Below are 18,538 nucleotides of genomic sequence, written 5' to 3'. Positions count from 1 at the left end.
GGATTAACTACCGGTTCTAAACTACTCACTACTAGCTGTTTTTAGCGCGTTCTTCCAGAATCGCAACAGCCGGCAGCGTCTTGCCTTCAAGGAATTCCAAGAATGCGCCACCCGCGGTTGAAATGTAGGAAACCTTGTCGAAGATGTCATACTTTTGAATTGCCGCAATCGTGTCGCCACCACCAGCCAGCGTGAAAGCCTTGGTGCTGGCAATCGCGTTCGCAATCGCCTTGGTGCCTTCGCCAAACTGATCGAATTCGAATACGCCAACCGGGCCGTTCCATACGACTGTACCGGCATTCATGATGATATCGCAAATTTCCTGGGCTGATTTTGGACCGATGTCGAAAATCATATCTTCATCAGCCACGTCTTTGGCATCTTTCAAAATTGCCGGGGTATTTTCATTGCCCGGGATAAAAGGTGCGGCTGTTCCAACGACGACATCGGTTGCGATAGGAATGATCGCACCGCGTGCAGTCATCTTAGCGATCAACGCTTGCGCAGTTGGCACCAGATCATTCTCACACAGCGATTTACCGACAGGGTGACCGGTCGCCTTCAGGAAGGTGTTAGCGATACCGCCGCCGACAACCAACTGTTCGCATTTTTCAGACAGCGATTCCAGCACGGTGAGTTTGGTGGAAACTTTTGAACCGCCCACAATCGCTACCATCGGACGCGCAGGTGACAGCAAGGCCTTGGTCAGCGCTTCGAGTTCTTCAGTCAACAGGATACCGGCAGCGGCAACAGGCGCAAATTTTGCCACGCCGTGTGTTGAAGCTTCAGCACGGTGAGCAGTACCAAATGCATCCATCACAAAGATATCGCACAGCGCTGCGTATTTTTTAGCCAGTTCGTCGGTGCTTTTTTTCTCACCTTTGTTAAAGCGGCAATTTTCCAGCAAAACCAATTCGCCTTCTGCGACATCGAAACCGCCGTCGATCCAGTCTTTGATCAAACGAACCGGCTTGCCTAATTTATTAGCGATCGTATCGGCAACTGGTTTAAGTGAATTTTCTTCTGAATATTCACCTTCGGTCGGGCGCCCCAGATGCGAGGTAACCATGACACGAGCGCCAGCCTTGATCGCCGCGTTGATTGTTGACATCGATGCAGTGATACGCGCATCGGACGTCACTTTGCCGTCTTTGACAGGCACATTCAAATCGGAACGGATCAGGACGCGTTTGCCCTTGAGATCCAGATCGGTCATTTTAATTACGGACATTTTTTTCCCTTTGATTTTAACTTTAAAGGCAAAAGGGCTGGCACCAGCCAGCCCCTTGTCGAACGTATTACGCGATATGACGAACCATACGCATCAGGTTGCAGGTGTAACCGTATTCATTGTCATACCAGGCCACAACCTTAACGAAGGTAGGATCCAGTGCGATACCGGCTTCAGCATCAAACACGGACGGGCAGGTATAACCACGGAAATCAGTAGAAACCACTTTCTCTGCGGTGAAACCCAACACACCCTTCAGCGGACCGCTTTCAGATGCAGCCTTCATCGCAGCTACGATTTCAGCGTAAGTCGCTTCCTTGTTCAATTCAACGGTCAGATCCACAACAGACACGTCAGAAGTAGGTACGCGGAAAGCCATACCTGTCAGCTTACCCTTCAGTTCCGGCAATACCACGCCCACCGCCTTGGCAGCGCCAGTCGAAGAAGGAATGATGTTTTCCAGAATACCGCGACCGCCGCGCCAGTCTTTGTTAGATGGGCCGTCAACCGTCTTTTGAGTCGCTGTTGCAGCATGCACCGTAGTCATCAGACCGCGCTTGATACCGAACGTATCGTTCAGTACTTTAGCAACCGGTGCCAAAGCGTTCGTTGTGCAAGACGCTGCCGATACGATCGCTTCGCCCTTGTAAGTCTCGTGATTCACGCCGTAGACGAACATCGGTGAGGTATCTTTGCAAGGCGCTGACATGACCACTTTTTTCGCGCCAGCTTGAATATGCTTCTGACAGCTTTCCTGATCAAGGAAGAAACCGGTACATTCAATAACGATGTCCACGCCTGCTTCATTCCACTTCAGGTTCGCAGGATCGCGTTCGGCTGTCAGGCGAATTTCTTTGCCGTTAACGACCAGATTACTGCCCTTCACTGCTACATCACCATTGAAACGACCGTGTACCGAGTCATATTTCAGCATGTAAGCCAGATAATCAGGCTCGAGCAAGTCATTGATTGCTACGACTTCGATTTCTGGAAAATCTTTGGTTGCTGCGCGAAATACCATACGACCAATACGACCAAAACCGTTAATGCCAACTTTAATTGCCATGTTTTTTCTCCCGTTATTAGTTATTTAAAATCGTCTTGCAATCTTGTGTTCAGCAGAGGCGGCGCGAGCCAAATACCCGCGCACACCGTGAGCGTTCCGGTTACAGAACGCCCTTAACTGCCTGAACAACATTTGCTACCGTAAAGCCGAAGTGCTTGAACAACTCAGGCGCAGGTGCTGATTCGCCGAAGCAATCCATACCTACTACCGCGCCATCCAGACCGACATACTTGTACCATCCGCCGGTCACACCCGCTTCAACCGCAACGCGATTTACGCCGCGCGGCAATACGCTGTCCTTGTAAGCTTGATCTTGTTTATCAAACACATTAGTCGAAGGCATAGAAACCACACGAACATTGATACCGGCTTCGGCCAGCGCTTTTTGCGCATCCAGTGCCAGCGTCACTTCGGAACCCGTTGCAATAATCACAGCTTGTGGCTTACCACCCGCAGCTTCTGACAAAACATACGCACCCTTACGGATATCGGCGATTTGCGCCTCAGTACGCTTCTGGAATTGCAGATTCTGACGACTGAAAATCAGACTCGACGGACCATCTTTGCGTTCAACGGCAGCAACCCACGACACGATAGATTCAACGGTGTCGCAAGGACGCCACACTTCCATATTAGGAATGTGACGCAGCGTTGCTGTTTGCTCAACAGGCTGGTGAGTCGGGCCATCTTCACCCAAACCGATGGAATCATGGGTAAATACATAAATCACGCGCTGCTTCATCAATGCGGACATACGCAATGCATTGCGAGCATATTCAGAGAACATCAGGAAGGTGCCGCCAAATGGCAGCAAACCGCCATGCAACGCCATACCGTTCATGATGTGCGACATACCGAATTCGCGTACGCCGTAGCTGATGTAATTACCCGTGGTTTTGCCGTGAACATGCTTGCAACCTGTCCAGTTAGTCAGGTTAGAACCCGTCAAGTCGGCTGATCCACCCAAAAATTCTGGCAATGCAGAAGCCAGTGCATTGATGGCATTTTGCGATGCCTTGCGTGTTGCAATGGTTTCGCCCTTAGCATTGGTCGCTGCGATGGCAGCGGCTGCGTGCGCGGCCCAACCGGATGGCAATTCGTTCTTAGTGCGGCGTGTAAATTCTGCCGCTTCTGCAGGATAAGCTGCGCTGTATTCGGCGAATTTGTTGTTCCACAACTGTTCCAGACCCGCACCCTTAGTGCGTGCATCCCATGCTTCGTACACGTGCTGCGGGATTTCGAACGGGGCGTAAGGCCAGTTGATGTGCGCACGGGTAGCCGCAACTTCGGCGTCGCCCAGTGCTGCACCGTGAACGTCATGCGTACCTTCCTTGTTAGGAGAGCCGGCACCGATAACGGTCTTGCAGCAAATCAGACTAGGCTTATCGGTAACGGCTTTAGCCGCTTCGATCGCAGCGTTAATCGCTTCAGGGTCGTGCCCTTCAACATTCGCAACAACGTGCCAGCCATACGCTTCAAAGCGCTTTGCGGTATCGTCAGTAAACCAGCCGTTGGTATGGCCATCGATCGAGATTTCATTGTCATCCCAGAATGCAGTCAGCTTGCCCAGACCCCAAGTACCAGCCAGCGCACACGCTTCGTGTGAAATCCCTTCCATCATGCAACCATCGCCCATGAATACATAGGTGCGATGATCGACAATTTCATGACCCGGCTTGTTGAATTCAGCCGCCAGCAATTTTTCAGCCATCGCCATACCGACTGCATTGGTAATCCCTTGACCGAGCGGGCCGCCAGTGGTTTCAACACCTGCGGTGTAACCGTATTCAGGATGACCCGGTGTCTTGGAGTGCATCTGGCGGAAACGCTTCAACTCGTCGATAGGCAAATCGTAACCGGACAAGTGCAATAACGCATAAACCAGCATGGAACCATGCCCGTTGGACATCATGAAACGATCACGACCTGGCCACTTAGGATTTGCCGGATTGTGACGCAGATGGTGATTCCACAGTACGTCAGCGATTTCTGCCATGCCCATAGGTGCACCCGGGTGACCCGAGTTGGCTTTTTGAACGGCGTCCACGGCCAGCATGCGAATTGCGCCGGTTATGTCGTTATATTTTGGTGGGGTAATGCTACGATCTGCTGTCATGTACTGACTCCTCCGAAACATCCCAAAGGGATGGGTTTATGTTTAACGCCTAATATTTATAATGAGAATGAAATTTTTTAATGTCGGAATTATGCCGCACACCCTGCAATACATCAACCTGCTTACCGATTTAATACATCCACTTCAGCAGATTAACCCGTCAAACTAGCAAAAAATTCGCTTACGATTCACTTTCACCGCTCTTTTTGATGACTTTTATACCCAACTGTTTCAGTTTACGATGCAAATGGGTACGCTCCACGCCGATTTTTTCAGCAACGCGCGATACATTGCCCGCTTCCATTTGCAAATGATAGTCAAAATAGATTGCATCGAAATGCTCGCGTGCTTCGCGCAGCGGCAAGTCCAACGGCAGTAAGAACTGCTTGGTTGCGCCACCAATTTCTACCGTAAATTTTTGCGACACTTCCGTTTCGGCAACGACCATCGGTGGCCTGGGCGCCCCTTCCCTGATTGCTTTCGCTACCGTATTCAGCAATTTTTGCATCGAAATCGGCTTTTCCAGAAAATCTACTGCGCCGATCAGCGTGGCTTCAACAGCCGTTTCTATTGTGCCATGGCCTGACATCATCACCACCGGCATCGTCAGCAAATCCTGTTCGACCCATTCTTTTAAAAGCGTTACACCATCTGTGTCCGGCATCCAAATGTCCAACAACACCAAATCAGGTTCGTGTTCATGGCGAAATGCCCGCGCCTGCTCTGCATTCTCGGCCAGATGGATCTGATACCCCTCGTCAAATAAAATTTCCGCCAGCAGTTCACGGATGCCAACCTCATCGTCTACAACCAAAATCTGTTTGCTCATACTTGCACCTCCTGTATCAACGGCAGGCTGATATTCACACACGCACCGCCGCTTGCATTGTTTTCGACGCGGATCTGTCCACCGTGCTCCTCAATGATTTTTTTAACAATAGCTAACCCAAGCCCCGTACCTTTGGTTTTGGTCGTCATATAAGGCTCGAACACCCGCGATAGCGCGTTTTCAGAAAAACCCGTGCCGTTATCGAGCACGCGCAAATGAATTTCTCCCTGCACGATTTGGCTGCTCAATATAATTTTCGGCTGTTCGACGCCACTAAGCGCATCTTGCGCGTTTTGCAGCAAATTGTGCAATACCTGACGCAAGCGCGTTGCATCACCGTTGACCTCAGCGCGCCCCTCGCTCAAATCCAAGGAAATCGGTACTGCATTCGCCTCATACAGACCCAACACCTCTTTAATCAATTTGTGCACATCGAGCCTCAACAATTTCAGCACCGGGCCTCGCGCGTAATCGGCAAAATCAGTCACCATATTTTTCATCGCACCCACCTGACTGACAATCGTTTGGGTTGCGCGCTGCAACAATTTCGCATCAGTCTCGTCCAGCTTGCTGCTTAACTTGTATTGCAATCGTTCTGCTGACAACTGGATCGGCGTGAGCGGATTCTTGATTTCATGAGCCAGTCGCCGCGCCACTTCGCCCCAGGCTGCTTGACGTTCAGTTTGCAGTAGATGACTGATATCGTCGAACACTACCACATAACCCGCATCCGAACCCTGCGGCAAACTAGTGCCACGCATCAGCAAAATCTGGGTGCCGTTACGGCTCAAGCGCTCAATCTGACGCTGCCACTCACCGTTTTGCGCAAAGGCTTCGGTAATAGTCTGACAAAAAGAATGCAACAGGCTGTATTTTTCGGCGATCTGCTGCAAAGGCATACGCTGCAACTCCTGCAAGGGTGCCCCCAGAATCTGAGCGGCGCTGGTATTGACCGAGCGCAGGCGAAACTCGTCATCGAGCGCCAAGACTCCAGAAGACAAATGGGTCAGCACGCTTTCCAAATAGCCCTTGGCGCTTTCGACCTCACGCTGCTGTTGCTCGCTTGCACGCCTTGCGTCAGCGAGCTGTCGCGTCATCTGATTGAACAAGCCCGTCAATGCCCCCAACTCATCACTGCTTCGAATCGGATGCTGGCCACTAAAATCTCCCTGCGCGACCGCACGCGTACCTACCGCCAGCGCCTCGAGCGAAGAGCCGATACGCTCACTGATAAAAAAAGCCGCCGATATCGCGGTCAACAGCACGACCAGCAAAGCCAGCGTCAGCGTGATGCCGTACAGCCGTTTTAATCCCAGCCTCGACAGTGTCAACTCCTGATAGTCGCGATAAACTGCCTGAACCGTTTCCGCATCGGCTGCGATTTGCTTGGGCACCAGCTGGTTAAATTGCAGCACATAGCTGGCCTTCGAATAACTATTGACGCTGACTAACGCCAGCACCCGCAGACTCAGCGCACGACTAGGTGTTGCCTCAATCGCTGAATACAGGCCTTTTTCCCGAACCTGCCGCATCAGCTTGTCGCTGGGAATGTCCGGTAACAAGGCGCTGTCGCTGGCAGAAAAAGCAATCATCTTATCGCCCGCACCAAACAATGCAGCCTCCTGAGCGACCCCTTCATCGATCAACTGATCGAGCGTATTTTTAAACTGCGCAGGATTTTTTTCGGTCAGTAACAAGGCAATAAACTGAGTTTTCTGGGTTAATTCCTTCAGGCTGTTATCGAGCCCGCTGCGCCCCAGATTCAGACCGCCCTCCAGTGCTTTTTCAACGCGCACATCAAACCAGGATTCAATGCTTTTGGACAAAAAGTTAACCGATACGGCATACACCAGAATGCCCGGCAGCACGGCAATCAGGGTAAAAAACAACACCAGTCGCAAGGTGAGTTTCGCGCCGAATATCTTGTTTTTCAGCTTCACGCGCAAGCGCCAGACCTGATAGACCACCAGACCCAACAAGCCCGCGGCCAGTAGCCCCATCAATCCGAGCAAGCCGTAATAGTTGATCGAAAAAACTTCCGTGTTCACGCTGCTGCTCGATAGCATAAACAGCAATGCGGCTCCGGCAATGACGCTCAGTATGATGAGGTATTTCACCGCTACTCCGTCTTCCCGCGCAGCGCAGCATCCTGAGAACGAATCAACCAGCGATACCAGCCCGAATCAAAATCCCAGTCACGGCTTGTCAGCACATTGACCTGCATCAATTTCGGCAATTGCTTGGTATCCAGACGCAGCCGTACCGAGGCGATGTAATTGCCATCTTTTTTCATCGCATCGATAGGAATATAACCCGAGTTTTGCCGCGCGAGTATTCTCATCAGGTCTTCCAAACTGGCAAAATTCTGGAATAAAGAACCGCGGGAAATACGATACTGGCGGGTCAGCACGTTATAGGACAATTTGACCGAATGCTCGTTTTGATAAACCTGCTCATCCAGCCAATACCAGCGTGAACGCGTGAGCGTAAATTCGCCGATGAAATAAAGCGGCACGCCCAGCGACAGCGCCTGCTGTACCACATTATTGAGGTTGACATTAAAATCGGCTGACAACTGATAACCGTCTTCGGAGGCGTGAATCTCGGCCTTGTTCACTTCGATGCCGTCCGCCCGCGCAGCAGTAGCGTATAGCCACACAGGCAAAGTCAGCAGCAGCAGAACTTTAAACAGTTTTTTGCAGCAAGGCATAGAAAAACCCGTCGTGCTCGTCATCCGGCAGCAACATCCCGCCCGGCAACCCGGTATCACGTTGTTGTGCCGCCGGTGTTTGCGCCAAGAATTTATCCACCACCTGCTGATTTTCCTGTTTGAATACCGAGCAGGTCGCATAGAGCAGCAGACCGCCCGGTGCCAGCAGCGGCCACAACGCGTTCAGTATTTCAAACTGCTGTTCGGCAAACGAGGCGAGGTCCTTTTTCCGGCGCAGCCATTTGATGTCCGGATGGCGGCGCACCACGCCCGTGGCGGAGCAGGGCACATCGGCCAGAATACGCTCGAACAGCCGACCGTCCCACCAGTCGGACGGGCTGGCGGCGTCCCCCGTCAGCAGCGCCGCATTCAGCGTCAGTCGCTGTAAATTCTCTTTGACACGCGACAACCGCGCGGCGTCTTTGTCCAGCGCGAGCAACTCAACGTCCGCGCGCTCCAGGATATGCGCAGTCTTGCCGCCGGGCGCGGCACAGGCATCGAGCACGCGCATACCCGCTTTGGCGTCCAGCAGGCGAGCCGCATACTGCGCACCCGCATCCTGCACCGACACCAGCCCATCAAAGAAACCGGGCAATTTGTCGACCGACACCGGCTTTTCCAGCTGCAACGCCTCAGCACCGATCAAGCGGGCAGGGATGTCTTGTGCCGCCAGTTGCGCCAGATAATCCGGCGTACTGCCGCGCTGTGCATTCACCCGCAGCGTCATCGGCGGATGCCCGTTGCCCGCGATCAGGATCGCATCGGCCGCATCCCCGTACTGGGCACGCAGCTCGTCTATCCACCATTGCGGATGACTGTAGTGCCCTTCGTCTTTGAGCGCGGCCTGCGTGAGCAAATCCGCCTGATTTCGCAAGAAATTACGCAAAATCGCGTTGACCAGCCCGCGAATTTTCGGATTCAGAATATCGGCCGAGCGCACCGCATGATCCACCACCGCATGCTGGGCGGCACGGCTGTATTGCAGCTGATACAGCGCCACCAGCAGCAAATACGAGATGCGATGATCGGTCATGTGCTTATGCAATAGCAATTCGAGTATGGCATTAAGCTGACCGTAAAAACGCAGTGTGCCGTAACTTAAATCCTGCAAGGCGGCGCGCTGAGCCGGCGTCCATACCGATTTTCTGCGCAACGACTCATCGAGCACCTGATTCAGGTTGCGACCGTCCTCCATGACTTGCTGGACGATCTGAGTAGCTGCGAGTTGAATATTGTGCATTTAGTGAACCTGAAAATTATCGCCGGCACGAACCGGCATCGCCTGCAAAAATTGCACAGCGGGTTGCGACTTACCACCCGGGCGTTGCAACATCTGCAATTTTAGCGCCCCCCGTCCGCAGGCGACGGTAATTCCCGACTTATCAACAGCCAGGACTTCGCCGGGATGGCCGGACATGGCGTCGCAAGCTTCGGCCTGCCACAGCTTCAACACCACGTCGTTGAATTTGGCCTGACACACCGGAAACGGATTGTACGCCCGCACGGCCCGTTCAATCTGCACCGCGTCCTGTGTCCAGTCGATCAAGGCCTCGCCTTTGAGCAGTTTGGCCGCATAGCAGGCCGCATCATTATCCTGCGCCACCGGCGTCAAGACGTTATCAGCCCGCAGCGCCTCGACAATGCTGGCCGCACCCAATGCTGCGAGCTTATCGTGCAGCGTCTGAGCATTATCGTGCGCATCGATCGTGCAGCGGCGGGTGAGTAGTATATCGCCTGTATCGAGTCCCACATCCATCTGCATGATGGTAATGCCGGTCTCAGTATCCCCCGCGAGGATGGCCCGCTGTATGGGTGCCGCACCGCGCCAGCGTGGCAGCAGGGACGCGTGTATATTCAGGCAACCCAGCCGCGGGAGTTCCAGCACTGCTTTGGGCAGGATCAGCCCGTAGGCGGCAACCACCATCACGTCGGCGTCCAGCGCTTTGATGTCAGACTGCGCCTGTTCGGTCTTCAACGATTCCGGCTGTAACACCGGTATCCCGTGCGCTAATGCGAGCAGCTTCACGGGACTTGCGGTCAACTGCATGCCGCGCCCCGAAGGTCTGTCCGGCTGCGTCAGCACGGCTGCGACCTGATGTTCTTTGAGCAACGCCTCGAGTGCGCTTGCCGCAAAGTGCGGCGTACCGGCAAAAATGATTTTCACTTAATATCCCTACATCGCCTCGCGGCGGCGCTTTTTGAGTTTAGCGCGCAAGCGGCTTTGTTTGAGTTGCGACAAATATTCGACGAACACGCGGCCGTGCAGGTGATCGACTTCATGCTGTATGCATACCGCCAAAAACCCCTCGGCATCCAGTGTAAAGGACTCGCCCTGCTGGTTGAGCGCCCGCACCGAAATTTTATCGGCGCGTCGCACGTTTTCATAAATACCCGGCACCGACAGACAGCCTTCTTCACCTTCCTGTTCGCCTGAACGATGCAAAATTTCCGGATTGATGAACACCAGCAACTCGTCGTGCGTCTCGGACACATCCACGACAATGATCTGTTCGTGCACATTGACCTGTGTCGCGGCAAGCCCCACGCCCGGCGCAGCATACATGGTTTCGGCCATGTCCTGCACCAGCTTGCGGGTAACATCATTCACCTGCACCACCTTTTTGGCGATTGTATGCAGGCGTTCATCGGGGTACTGCAATATTTGTAAGATTGCCATAATGCTTGCTAATTTAATTGACTGGATGCAGAATTTGACGGGCCACGGTGCACCGTGCGCCTTTGTCATTGATTCTTTCGGGGTTACCCATGCGCAAGATTATATCGCTGATTTGCTTTTTAATGCCTGTCTTGGCATTTGCCGGCCAACCCGATGCCTCACCGCAGATACGCAGCGATGCGCCAGACCAGTACATGATAGTCAAAGGAGACACCCTGTGGGGGATCTCGGGCAAGTTCTTCAAAGATCCCTGGAAATGGCCTTTTATCTGGGGAATGAACAAAGACGCCATCAAGGATCCACACTGGATTTATCCGGGCGCGACGCTCTATCTTGACCGCACCAGCGGCACCCTGAGCCTGACAAAACAATCGGCCGCCGTCACAGGCAATGGAGAAACAGTCAGACTTTCCCCGCAAATTCGCACCGAGGACAGCACCCAAAATGCCATACCGAGCATTCCATCCCGCGTAATCGAACCGTTTTTAAGTCAGCCCCTGATCGTTTCCGATAAACTGCTGAACGAAGCACCGACGCTGATCGGCTTGCCTGAAGAGCGCGTCATTGCAGGTCCGGGGGACGTCGTCTACGTAAAAGGCTTGAGCGCGGCTGATACGAAAAGCTGGCAGATCTACCGCCCGGGGAAAACGTTTACTGATCCAGACACTCACGAAGTGCTGGGTCATGAAGCGATCTATCTGGGTACCCTCGAGGTCAGGGAGTTTGGCCCGACCAGCATCGCGGTGGTAACTGAAGCAAAACAGGAGATCAATCTGGGCGACCGCCTGATTCCAGCTACCGCTTATATTGCCAACACTTACTTGCCCCGCGCGCCTGAGACTCAGATCAACGCACGCGTCATTTCCATCTACGGCGGCGTCACGCAAGCCGGACAAAACACCGTCATCACCCTCAACAAGGGCGAGCGGGATGGCGTGCAAAGCGGCCATGTACTGGCCGTGAGCAGCAAAGGCCGCACGGTACAAAGAGAAGGGAAATCGCTGACGCTGCCGGATGAACGCTTTGGTCTGCTGTTCGTCTTCCGCGTATTCGAAAAAGTCTCTTACGCACTGGTCATGCAGACACGCCTGCCGGTTCAACTTCTGGACAGCGCACAAACCCCCTAGCCATGCCCGGTGACACCTCGATCCAGGCTTGGCTGACACTGGGCCTGATTCGAGGACTGGGAGGCGAGGGCGCACGGCATCTGCTACGCGAATTCGGTTCTCCCGAAGCCGTATTAGCCGCCCCCACCGAGCGTCTCAAATCCGTGGTTAAACCGGAAGTCGCTCAGGCGGTGAACAAAGGGGCGGATGAGGTCGCGCTCAACGCCGCCCTCCTCTGGCTGACTGATGAGCAAAACCACCTGGTGACTCTAGCGGACAGCGACTACCCGGAAGCACTGCTCAACATCATTGATCCGCCCATATTGCTCTACGTCAAAGGGCGTCGTGATTTATTAAACGCAAAATCGCTTGCTATCGTCGGCAGCCGCCATGCCACACCGCAGGGCATCGACAATGCAGAGCAGTTCGCCAATGTTTTGAGCGATGCCGGGCTGTGCATCATCAGCGGCATGGCGCACGGCATCGATGCCGCAGCCCACCGGGGCGCGCTGCGCGGGACGGGTAGCAGTATCGCCGTGGTGGGCACAGGACTCGACAAGGTGTATCCGGCGGCCAACAGGGAACTGGCGCATCGTCTTGCCAAAGCCGGCACGTTAATTTCAGAATTTCCACTCGGCACACCGCCTATGGCGGGTAATTTCCCCAGACGCAACCGCCTGATCAGCGGCATGAGCTTGGGCTGCCTGGTTGTTGAAGCCTCATTGCAGAGCGGCTCGCTGATCACCGCGCGTCAGGCGATGGAGCAGGGACGGGATGTCTTTGCGATCCCGGGTTCTATCCATTCTCCGCAAAGCAGGGGTTGCCATAAACTGATCAAACAGGGTGCCAAGTTGGTTGAAACGGCACAAGATATTCTGGAGGAACTAACCGGCTTGCTCACGCCCCCACCTGTTCAGGCAGCCAAACCCACTCCTGCCCCGCATGCCGTTTTACTGGAACAAATGGGCTTTGATCCGGTCGGCATCGACGCGCTTTGTTTGCGCAGTGGCTTGACGGTTAGCCAGCTATCCGCCATGCTGTTAACGCTTGAACTGGAAGGTTGCATAGCGACACTTCCCGGCGGTTTGTTCCAACGCATACATTAAAGACTTAAATATTATGTTCGAAATCCTGATGTACCTGTTTGAAAGCTATATCGATGCGGGCAGCTATCCGGCACCGGATAAACTGTCGCGCAAACTTTCTGCCGCCGGTTTCGAGGGCGAGGACATCGACGAAGCACTGAATTGGCTGTCCGCGTTGCGCGAGCAAAATTCCGACAGCTATCCTGTGGTTCTGGCGCATTCCGGAATGCGTTTTTTTGCCGAACTGGAATTTTCCCTGATCGGCGCCGAGGCGCGTCAGTTCCTGCTGTTCGCTGAACAGCAAAAGATGATTACGGCCATCGAACGCGAGATCATCATTGATCGCGCACTGGCGCTGCAACAAAAAGACTTAGGGCTGGACAAGCTAAAACTGATCATGCTGATCGTGCTGTGGGATCGTCACCATGACTTAAGCCCGCTGCTGGTCGAAGAGTTGCTCGTCCCGATCACTTCCACTCAATTACACTAATAAACACCACGCATGGCAATCAATCTTCTCATCGTCGAATCTCCGGCCAAAGCCAAAACGCTCAAGAAATATCTGGGCAATGATTACGAGGTGCTCGCCTCCTACGGCCACGTACGGGATCTGGTTCCCAAAACAGGCGCCGTCGATACCGAAAACGGCTTTGCGATGAACTACGAGACCATCGCGCGTAACAGCAAGCATATGGATGCGATTGCCAAGGCGGCAGCAAGCGCTGAGAACATCCTGCTCGCACCCGATCCCGACCGCGAAGGGGAAGCGATTGCCTGGCACATCGCGGAACTGCTCAAAGCCAAGCGCGGTTTTAAAGGAAAGAACATGAAGCGCGTGGTGTTCTATGAAATCACGCAATCGGCCGTTCAGGCGGCGGTAGCCAATCCGCGTGAAATCGCAATGCCTCTGGTTAATGCACAGCAGGCGCGCCGGGCCCTCGATTATCTGGTAGGCTTTAATCTGTCGCCCCTGTTGTGGCGCAAAATCCGTCCGGGCTTGTCGGCCGGGCGCGTACAAAGCCCGGCGCTGCGCCTGATCGTCGAGCGTGAACTGCAAATCGAAGCGTTCAAAACGCAGGAATACTGGTCAGTACATCTGGACACGCAGAAAAATCACCAGTCATTTTCCGCACGTCTGATTCAATATCAGGGTAAGAAACTCGAACAACTGTCGATTGCCAGCCAGTCTGAATACGACGCAATTTATGCCAAACTGAATGATGCAAAGCTGCCTCCTAAGGTCGTAAAAGTTGAGAAGAAGGCCAAGCAGCGTTATGCCGCAGCCCCTTTCACTACCTCAACCCTGCAACAGGAAGCCGTTCGCAAGCTCGGCATGTCTGCCGAACGCACCATGCGTACCGCGCAGTCGCTGTATGAAGGCGTGGATATCGGCGGCCAGACGGTCGGTCTGATTTCCTATATGCGTACCGATTCGGTTAGTCTGGCAAATGAAGCGGTTGCCGAAATCCGCAACTACATCGGTGACCATTTCTCATCCGAGTATCTGCCCGGCACGCCGCCGACTTACAAAAGCAAGACCAAAAATGCGCAGGAGTCGCACGAAGCGATACGCCCGACGTCGATCGTGCGCACCCCGGACAGTTTGCAAGACCGCCTGACGGTTGATCAGGCACGGCTGTACGAGATGATCTGGAAGCGCACTTTAGCCTGCCAGATGACTGCCGCACGCTATGACACAGTCAGTGCCGACATCCGTTTAGGCGGCGATGACACACTGTTCCGCGCCAACGGTCAGGTGCTGGTATTTCCGGGCTTCATCAGCGTTTACATGGAAGACGTGGACGATGCAGAAGAAGAGCAGGGCAGTCGCCTGCCGCCGCTCGTCGAGGGCGATATTTTGCCGGTGGACAAACTGTTCGGTGAACAGCATTTCACCCAGCCGCCGCCGCGCTTTACCGAAGCGAGTCTGGTCAAATCACTGGAAGAATACGGCATCGGTCGTCCATCGACCTATGCCACAATTATTTCCACGCTGCAAACCCGTGAATACGCCATTCTCGACAAGAAACGCTTCATGCCGACCGATGTGGGTCGCGTCGTCACGCGCTTTTTGACGGATCATTTCACCCGTTACGTCGATTACAACTTCACTGCCTCGTTAGAAGACGAGCTCGATGAAGTCTCAGACGGAAAACGTGACTGGATCGGGGTGATGGATGAGTTCTGGAAGGGATTTTCGGCGCTGATCAAAGAAAAAACCAACATCGAGCGTCCGCAGGAATTACTTGATGAGGCCTGCCCCGAGTGCGGTAAGCCGCTGGCCAAAAAATTAAGCCGCTACGGCAGCTTCATCAGTTGTACCAACTATCCTGAGTGTAAGTACAAACGCAGCGTAGGCGGCGAGACGCAGGAAGAGGTCCGCGTCGAACTGGGTGTGCATCCGGAGTCGGCGCAAGCCGTGCTGCTGTTGCGCGGCCCTTACGGTCACTATGTGCAGCTGGGTGAAGTCATCGAAGGTGAAAAAGCGAAACCGAAGCGCGTGTCATGGCCCAAGGAAATGGCGGTCGATCAGGCGGATCTGGAAAGCGCCCTGAAACTGCTCTCGCTGCCGAAAGACTTGGGGTTGCATCCTGAAACGAACAAAAAGGTCATCGTCAACATCGGCCGTTTCGGGCCTTACATCGGCCACGACGGCAAGTTCAAATCGATACCGCGCACCGACAGCATCTTCGATGTAACCCTAGACCGTGCAGTCGAGTTGCTCGCGCAAGCCAAAGATGGCAACACCGTGTTACGCACGCTGGGCGATCATCCGGTGGACAAGACGACGGTTGAGATTTGCAGCGGGCGCTATGGCCCTTACGCGCGTCACGGCAAAATCAATGCGACATTGCCCAAAGATGTGTCACCGGATGAAATCACGCTGGAACAGGCGCTCGAATTGATTGCGGCCAAAGCGGCTAAGGGCGACACCAAACCTGCCAGAAAATCGGCGGCCAAGCCGAAAGCGACGGCTAAGCCTAAGGCCGCAGCGAAACCGAAGGCTGCTGCTAAACCGAAGGCCGCCCCCAAAGCTGAAGCCAAGCCGAAAGCAGCGGCAAAACCTAAAGCAGCTCCAAAAGCGGCTGCGAAACCTAAAGCTGCCGCAAAGAAAGCCTGATTTGCTGACTCCGTAGCGGATACTTCCGCTACGGCAGCACAATACGAAAAATACCGCCCTGTACGCCGTTGTAAAGCGAAATATAACCGTGCCGGTCGCCCAGTTTATGCAGGGCGGCAATTTTCTGTGCCAGATACAGACCTAAGCCCGTACCGGTACCCGTGACGGAAGCGGGCAACTGGCCGCCAGAACTTAGCACGCTATCGGGAAACCCCGTACCATCATCGCGCACCTCAAGAAATAAAAGATCGTTCTGCTGGAAGGCGGCGAGCGTGACCTTTTCATGGGCATAACGACAGGCATTATGCAGCGCATTGCCCAATGCCAGACGCACCAGCGCATCGTCAAAAAACACGCACTCAGGCGCACGCGCCACGTCGAGCTTAATTTCAATATCCGGAAACAGCTCGGCATACTCCGCAGCCAGCACCTCCAAAAAATCGGCCGGATTCACCGTATCGGCACTAACCCATAGCTGATTGCTCTCTTCGCGACCCAGCAGCAGCATCTCGGTCAGGCGACGCGAGGCATTCATCGCAATTTCCATCTCGGCACGCGCATCTCCGCGTTTTTTTAAACGCAACGCCAGTTCTGCCAGCTGGTTTTTCACGTCATGCATCACCGCAGCAGCAAGATCGTTCATCGCGCCCCCAGTCAGGATTTCAGTTGCTTGAGCATGCCGTCGATTTGCTCAAGCTTGGCATGATTGCGCGACTTCTTAGTCAATGCTTCACGATACCCCAGACACATAGCCAATTTTGCAGGATCACGCCCGTTACGAACCAGATCAAGCGCGATCACGAGCGCCGCATTGCCAAGAATCTGCAAATTGTTCGGCAGCCGGTTAGCCGCTTCGCTGAGCAAGGCGATCGCCTCATCCAGTTTGCCGGCCTGAGCGTGCCGCACCCCCTCGTTGTTCAGTGCAATCACCTCACCGGCGCTCGCTTCAATCAGCGCAGAGGCCTCAGATGCATCTTTTCCGGCGGCAACCAGTACGGCGTGCACCTTACCCTTGATTTCGTCACTCTCATGATGGTTTTGCACCGCATGGTGCAGCAAACGGGTGGCATCTTCAGATTTTCCCAGCGAAAAGCAGGCATCAGCCAGCGCAACCAGCGCATCCGCAGAAAAACTGCCCATCTCGCCGCTGTTCATCGCCTGCTCCAGTACGGCATGCGCCAGCTCCTCGTTGCCGGCGGCGCGGTGCACCGAGCTTTCCGTAACAGAGAGCACCACGTTGCTGTGACTATCGGTAAAACTTTTTCTGGCATCCTGCACGACGCTCAGCGCATCCGCCGTCTTGCCCTGATCGGTCAGCGCACGCGATAACACCACGTAATCATTGGCCTGACGCACCGGGGAATATTTATGCTTGATCAGCGTCTCGCGCATGATTTTCTCGGCAATCTCAGGCTGCCCGGTGCTCACCGCCAGCGTACTCAACTCGCGGATGCGGCTCATAGTGCCGGGAGAAATACTTCTTGCTTGTTGCAACACGTCCAGCGCACCTTTTTTGTCGCCGGATTCAGCCATCAGCTTGCCTAAAAAATCATAGGCGGCCATGAATTGCGGGGTCTCAACCAGAATTTCGCGCAGCAATTCGATGGCCTCTCCCTGCTTGCCTAATCTGGCCAGCGCGCGCGCCAGACCCAGCCGCGCCCAGCCTAACGGTCGCAGGGAAATAATTTCACGGTACAAATCCGCTGCTTGTTGCACTTGCTCGTTACGCACCAGCGCCACGCCTTTGATCTTGCACAAATCAAAGTAATGCTTGTCGCGACCGGCCAACAGCTTGTCGCATTCTGCAATCATTTTCGACCAGTTTTTCTTGTCGGCCGCCTGATCAATCGCGCGGAAATATTCCTGACGCTCCAGCAGTTTTTCAAGTCGTGTGGTGAATTGCGCCGACGTAAAAGGCTTCAGCAGATAATCATCCGGTGCACATTCGGATGCCGCAACCACCTTTGCATAGGACTGCTCGGCGGTAATCATGACGAAAATGGTATTACGCCCGATCAGATCATTCGTGCGCAGATATTCAAGGAATTGCTGCCCGTCGGTACTGTCGCCCAGCGAATAGTCGCATAGAATCACATCGTAGTGATTTGCGGACAGACGCTCCAGCGCCTCCTTGATGCTGCCCACCACATGCAACTTGGCAAACCCTGAGCTCGACAACGACATGCGCAACTGCGAACGCATCCCTTCCATATCATCGATAACCAACACCCACTTGTCTGAAACATTGTTAACAGTCGCCAATTCAACCGCTCCGGTAGGTAATCACTGCGAATCCGGCACACTTTACACGCCGGCGAAAATGGGTAAAACCAACAAGAAAACATCATACACTATCAGGCAAACCGACTGAGCAGAGGGACACCGCCTTGTTCAGAAAATTTCCCGTCACCTGCCGCATATTCAACAATCAACTAAGCAATCAAATTTTAATTGCTTCGCGCAACAAGACAAACTCATTAGGATGCACGCCCTCTGCACGAGAGGCATGAGCCCAACGAATGATTGCACTGCGAAAGCGCGCCGGAAAAAACCGTACCGCCTCATTGCGGGCGATTTGTAGTGATCGGATGAACCGT

Annotated in this window: 15 protein-coding genes and 1 pseudogene; 4 read left to right on the top strand and 12 right to left on the bottom strand. The window is 54.0% G+C overall.

Annotation, left to right across the window (positions count from 1 at the left end):
• Window positions 1-31: 31 nt before the first annotated feature.
• From GALF_RS00160 to def, 10 genes and pseudogenes are all read right to left on the bottom strand, one after another.
• Window positions 32-1,231: a phosphoglycerate kinase gene (locus GALF_RS00160; RefSeq protein WP_013292018.1), complete on the bottom strand. Its 1,200-nt coding sequence runs from the start codon at window positions 1,229-1,231 to the stop codon at window positions 32-34.
• Between the two features lie 67 nt (window positions 1,232-1,298).
• On the bottom strand, window positions 1,299-2,297 hold the full coding sequence (gene gap / locus GALF_RS00155; RefSeq protein WP_013292017.1) for a type I glyceraldehyde-3-phosphate dehydrogenase: 999 nt from the start codon (window positions 2,295-2,297) through the stop codon (window positions 1,299-1,301).
• A 100-nt stretch (window positions 2,298-2,397) separates the two neighbouring features.
• Complete coding sequence (gene tkt / locus GALF_RS00150; protein ID WP_013292016.1) at window positions 2,398-4,413, bottom strand: transketolase; 2,016 nt, start codon at window positions 4,411-4,413, stop codon at window positions 2,398-2,400.
• Window positions 4,414-4,594: 181 nt separating this feature from the next.
• A complete protein-coding gene (locus GALF_RS16110; RefSeq protein WP_396230364.1) occupies window positions 4,595-4,717 on the bottom strand; it encodes a helix-turn-helix domain-containing protein in 123 nt (40 codons plus the stop codon).
• 156 nt (window positions 4,718-4,873) lie between these two features.
• Window positions 4,874-5,242 (bottom strand): annotated as a pseudogene (locus GALF_RS16105) (response regulator); the annotation flags it as partial.
• Window positions 5,239-7,359, bottom strand: a complete 2,121-nt coding sequence (locus GALF_RS00140) for a sensor histidine kinase (RefSeq protein ID WP_013292014.1) — start codon at window positions 7,357-7,359, stop codon at window positions 5,239-5,241. The gene GALF_RS00140 and the pseudogene GALF_RS16105, both read right to left, overlap by 4 nt.
• A gap of 2 nt (window positions 7,360-7,361) precedes the next feature.
• Window positions 7,362-7,952 (bottom strand): DUF4390 domain-containing protein, encoded by a 591-nt coding sequence (locus GALF_RS00135; RefSeq protein WP_013292013.1) that lies wholly within the window; start codon window positions 7,950-7,952, stop codon window positions 7,362-7,364.
• The gene (gene rsmB, locus GALF_RS00130; protein WP_013292012.1) at window positions 7,927-9,192 is read right to left on the bottom strand and encodes a 16S rRNA (cytosine(967)-C(5))-methyltransferase RsmB; all 1,266 of its coding nucleotides are present in this window, start codon (window positions 9,190-9,192) and stop codon (window positions 7,927-7,929) included. The genes GALF_RS00135 and rsmB overlap by 26 nt, the downstream gene beginning before the upstream one ends.
• On the bottom strand, window positions 9,193-10,116 hold the full coding sequence (gene fmt, locus GALF_RS00125) for a methionyl-tRNA formyltransferase (protein WP_013292011.1): 924 nt from the start codon (window positions 10,114-10,116) through the stop codon (window positions 9,193-9,195).
• A 9-nt stretch (window positions 10,117-10,125) separates the two neighbouring features.
• Complete coding sequence (gene def, locus GALF_RS00120) at window positions 10,126-10,629, bottom strand: peptide deformylase (protein ID WP_013292010.1); 504 nt, start codon at window positions 10,627-10,629, stop codon at window positions 10,126-10,128.
• A gap of 89 nt (window positions 10,630-10,718) precedes the next feature.
• Here def and GALF_RS00115 point away from each other — a divergent pair, with 89 nt between their 5' ends.
• Genes GALF_RS00115 through topA form a run of 4 tightly spaced genes read left to right on the top strand, consistent with a single transcriptional unit; the run spans window position 10,719 to window position 15,941 of the window.
• Window positions 10,719-11,756, top strand: a complete 1,038-nt coding sequence (locus GALF_RS00115; RefSeq protein ID WP_013292009.1) for a LysM peptidoglycan-binding domain-containing protein — start codon at window positions 10,719-10,721, stop codon at window positions 11,754-11,756.
• A 2-nt stretch (window positions 11,757-11,758) separates the two neighbouring features.
• On the top strand, window positions 11,759-12,841 hold the full coding sequence (dprA, locus tag GALF_RS00110) for a DNA-processing protein DprA (RefSeq protein ID WP_013292008.1): 1,083 nt from the start codon (window positions 11,759-11,761) through the stop codon (window positions 12,839-12,841).
• Between the two features lie 13 nt (window positions 12,842-12,854).
• Complete coding sequence (locus GALF_RS00105; RefSeq protein WP_013292007.1) at window positions 12,855-13,310, top strand: DUF494 family protein; 456 nt, start codon at window positions 12,855-12,857, stop codon at window positions 13,308-13,310.
• Window positions 13,311-13,322: 12 nt separating this feature from the next.
• On the top strand, window positions 13,323-15,941 hold the full coding sequence (gene topA, locus GALF_RS00100; protein ID WP_013292006.1) for a type I DNA topoisomerase: 2,619 nt from the start codon (window positions 13,323-13,325) through the stop codon (window positions 15,939-15,941).
• A gap of 28 nt (window positions 15,942-15,969) precedes the next feature.
• Here the strand turns inward: topA and GALF_RS14705 are convergent, their stop codons facing one another.
• Both GALF_RS14705 and GALF_RS00090 read right to left on the bottom strand, forming a co-directional pair.
• Complete coding sequence (locus tag GALF_RS14705; RefSeq protein WP_013292005.1) at window positions 15,970-16,584, bottom strand: sensor histidine kinase; 615 nt, start codon at window positions 16,582-16,584, stop codon at window positions 15,970-15,972.
• Between the two features lie 11 nt (window positions 16,585-16,595).
• Window positions 16,596-18,203: a tetratricopeptide repeat protein gene (locus GALF_RS00090; protein WP_013292004.1), complete on the bottom strand. Its 1,608-nt coding sequence runs from the start codon at window positions 18,201-18,203 to the stop codon at window positions 16,596-16,598.
• Between the last annotated feature and the right edge of the window lie 335 nt (window positions 18,204-18,538).

Source organism: Gallionella capsiferriformans ES-2 (assembly GCF_000145255.1).
Taxonomy (GTDB): Bacteria; Pseudomonadota; Gammaproteobacteria; order Burkholderiales; family Gallionellaceae; genus Gallionella; species Gallionella capsiferriformans.
The sequence above is the reverse complement of the archived record's forward strand: the minus strand, read 5'-3'. Positions and strand labels throughout refer to the sequence as shown.

Bases quoted from the DNA above. Each gene is read 5' to 3' on its own strand.
- GALF_RS00160 (WP_013292018.1), bottom strand. From the start codon at position 1,231: ATGTCCGTAATTAAAATGACCGATCTGGATCTCAAGGGCAAACGCGTC.
- gap (WP_013292017.1), bottom strand. From the start codon at position 2,297: ATGGCAATTAAAGTTGGCATTAACGGTTTTGGTCGTATTGGTCGTATG.
- tkt (WP_013292016.1), bottom strand. From the start codon at position 4,413: ATGACAGCAGATCGTAGCATTACCCCACCAAAATATAACGACATAACC.
- GALF_RS16110 (WP_396230364.1), bottom strand. From the start codon at position 4,717: ATGGAAGCGGGCAATGTATCGCGCGTTGCTGAAAAAATCGGCGTGGAG.
- GALF_RS00135 (WP_013292013.1), bottom strand. From the start codon at position 7,952: ATGCCTTGCTGCAAAAAACTGTTTAAAGTTCTGCTGCTGCTGACTTTG.
- rsmB (WP_013292012.1), bottom strand. From the start codon at position 9,192: ATGCACAATATTCAACTCGCAGCTACTCAGATCGTCCAGCAAGTCATG.
- def (WP_013292010.1), bottom strand. From the start codon at position 10,629: ATGGCAATCTTACAAATATTGCAGTACCCCGATGAACGCCTGCATACA.
- GALF_RS00115 (WP_013292009.1), top strand. From the start codon at position 10,719: ATGCGCAAGATTATATCGCTGATTTGCTTTTTAATGCCTGTCTTGGCA.
- dprA (WP_013292008.1), top strand. From the start codon at position 11,759: ATGCCCGGTGACACCTCGATCCAGGCTTGGCTGACACTGGGCCTGATT.
- GALF_RS00105 (WP_013292007.1), top strand. From the start codon at position 12,855: ATGTTCGAAATCCTGATGTACCTGTTTGAAAGCTATATCGATGCGGGC.
- topA (WP_013292006.1), top strand. From the start codon at position 13,323: ATGGCAATCAATCTTCTCATCGTCGAATCTCCGGCCAAAGCCAAAACG.
- GALF_RS14705 (WP_013292005.1), bottom strand. From the start codon at position 16,584: ATGAACGATCTTGCTGCTGCGGTGATGCATGACGTGAAAAACCAGCTG.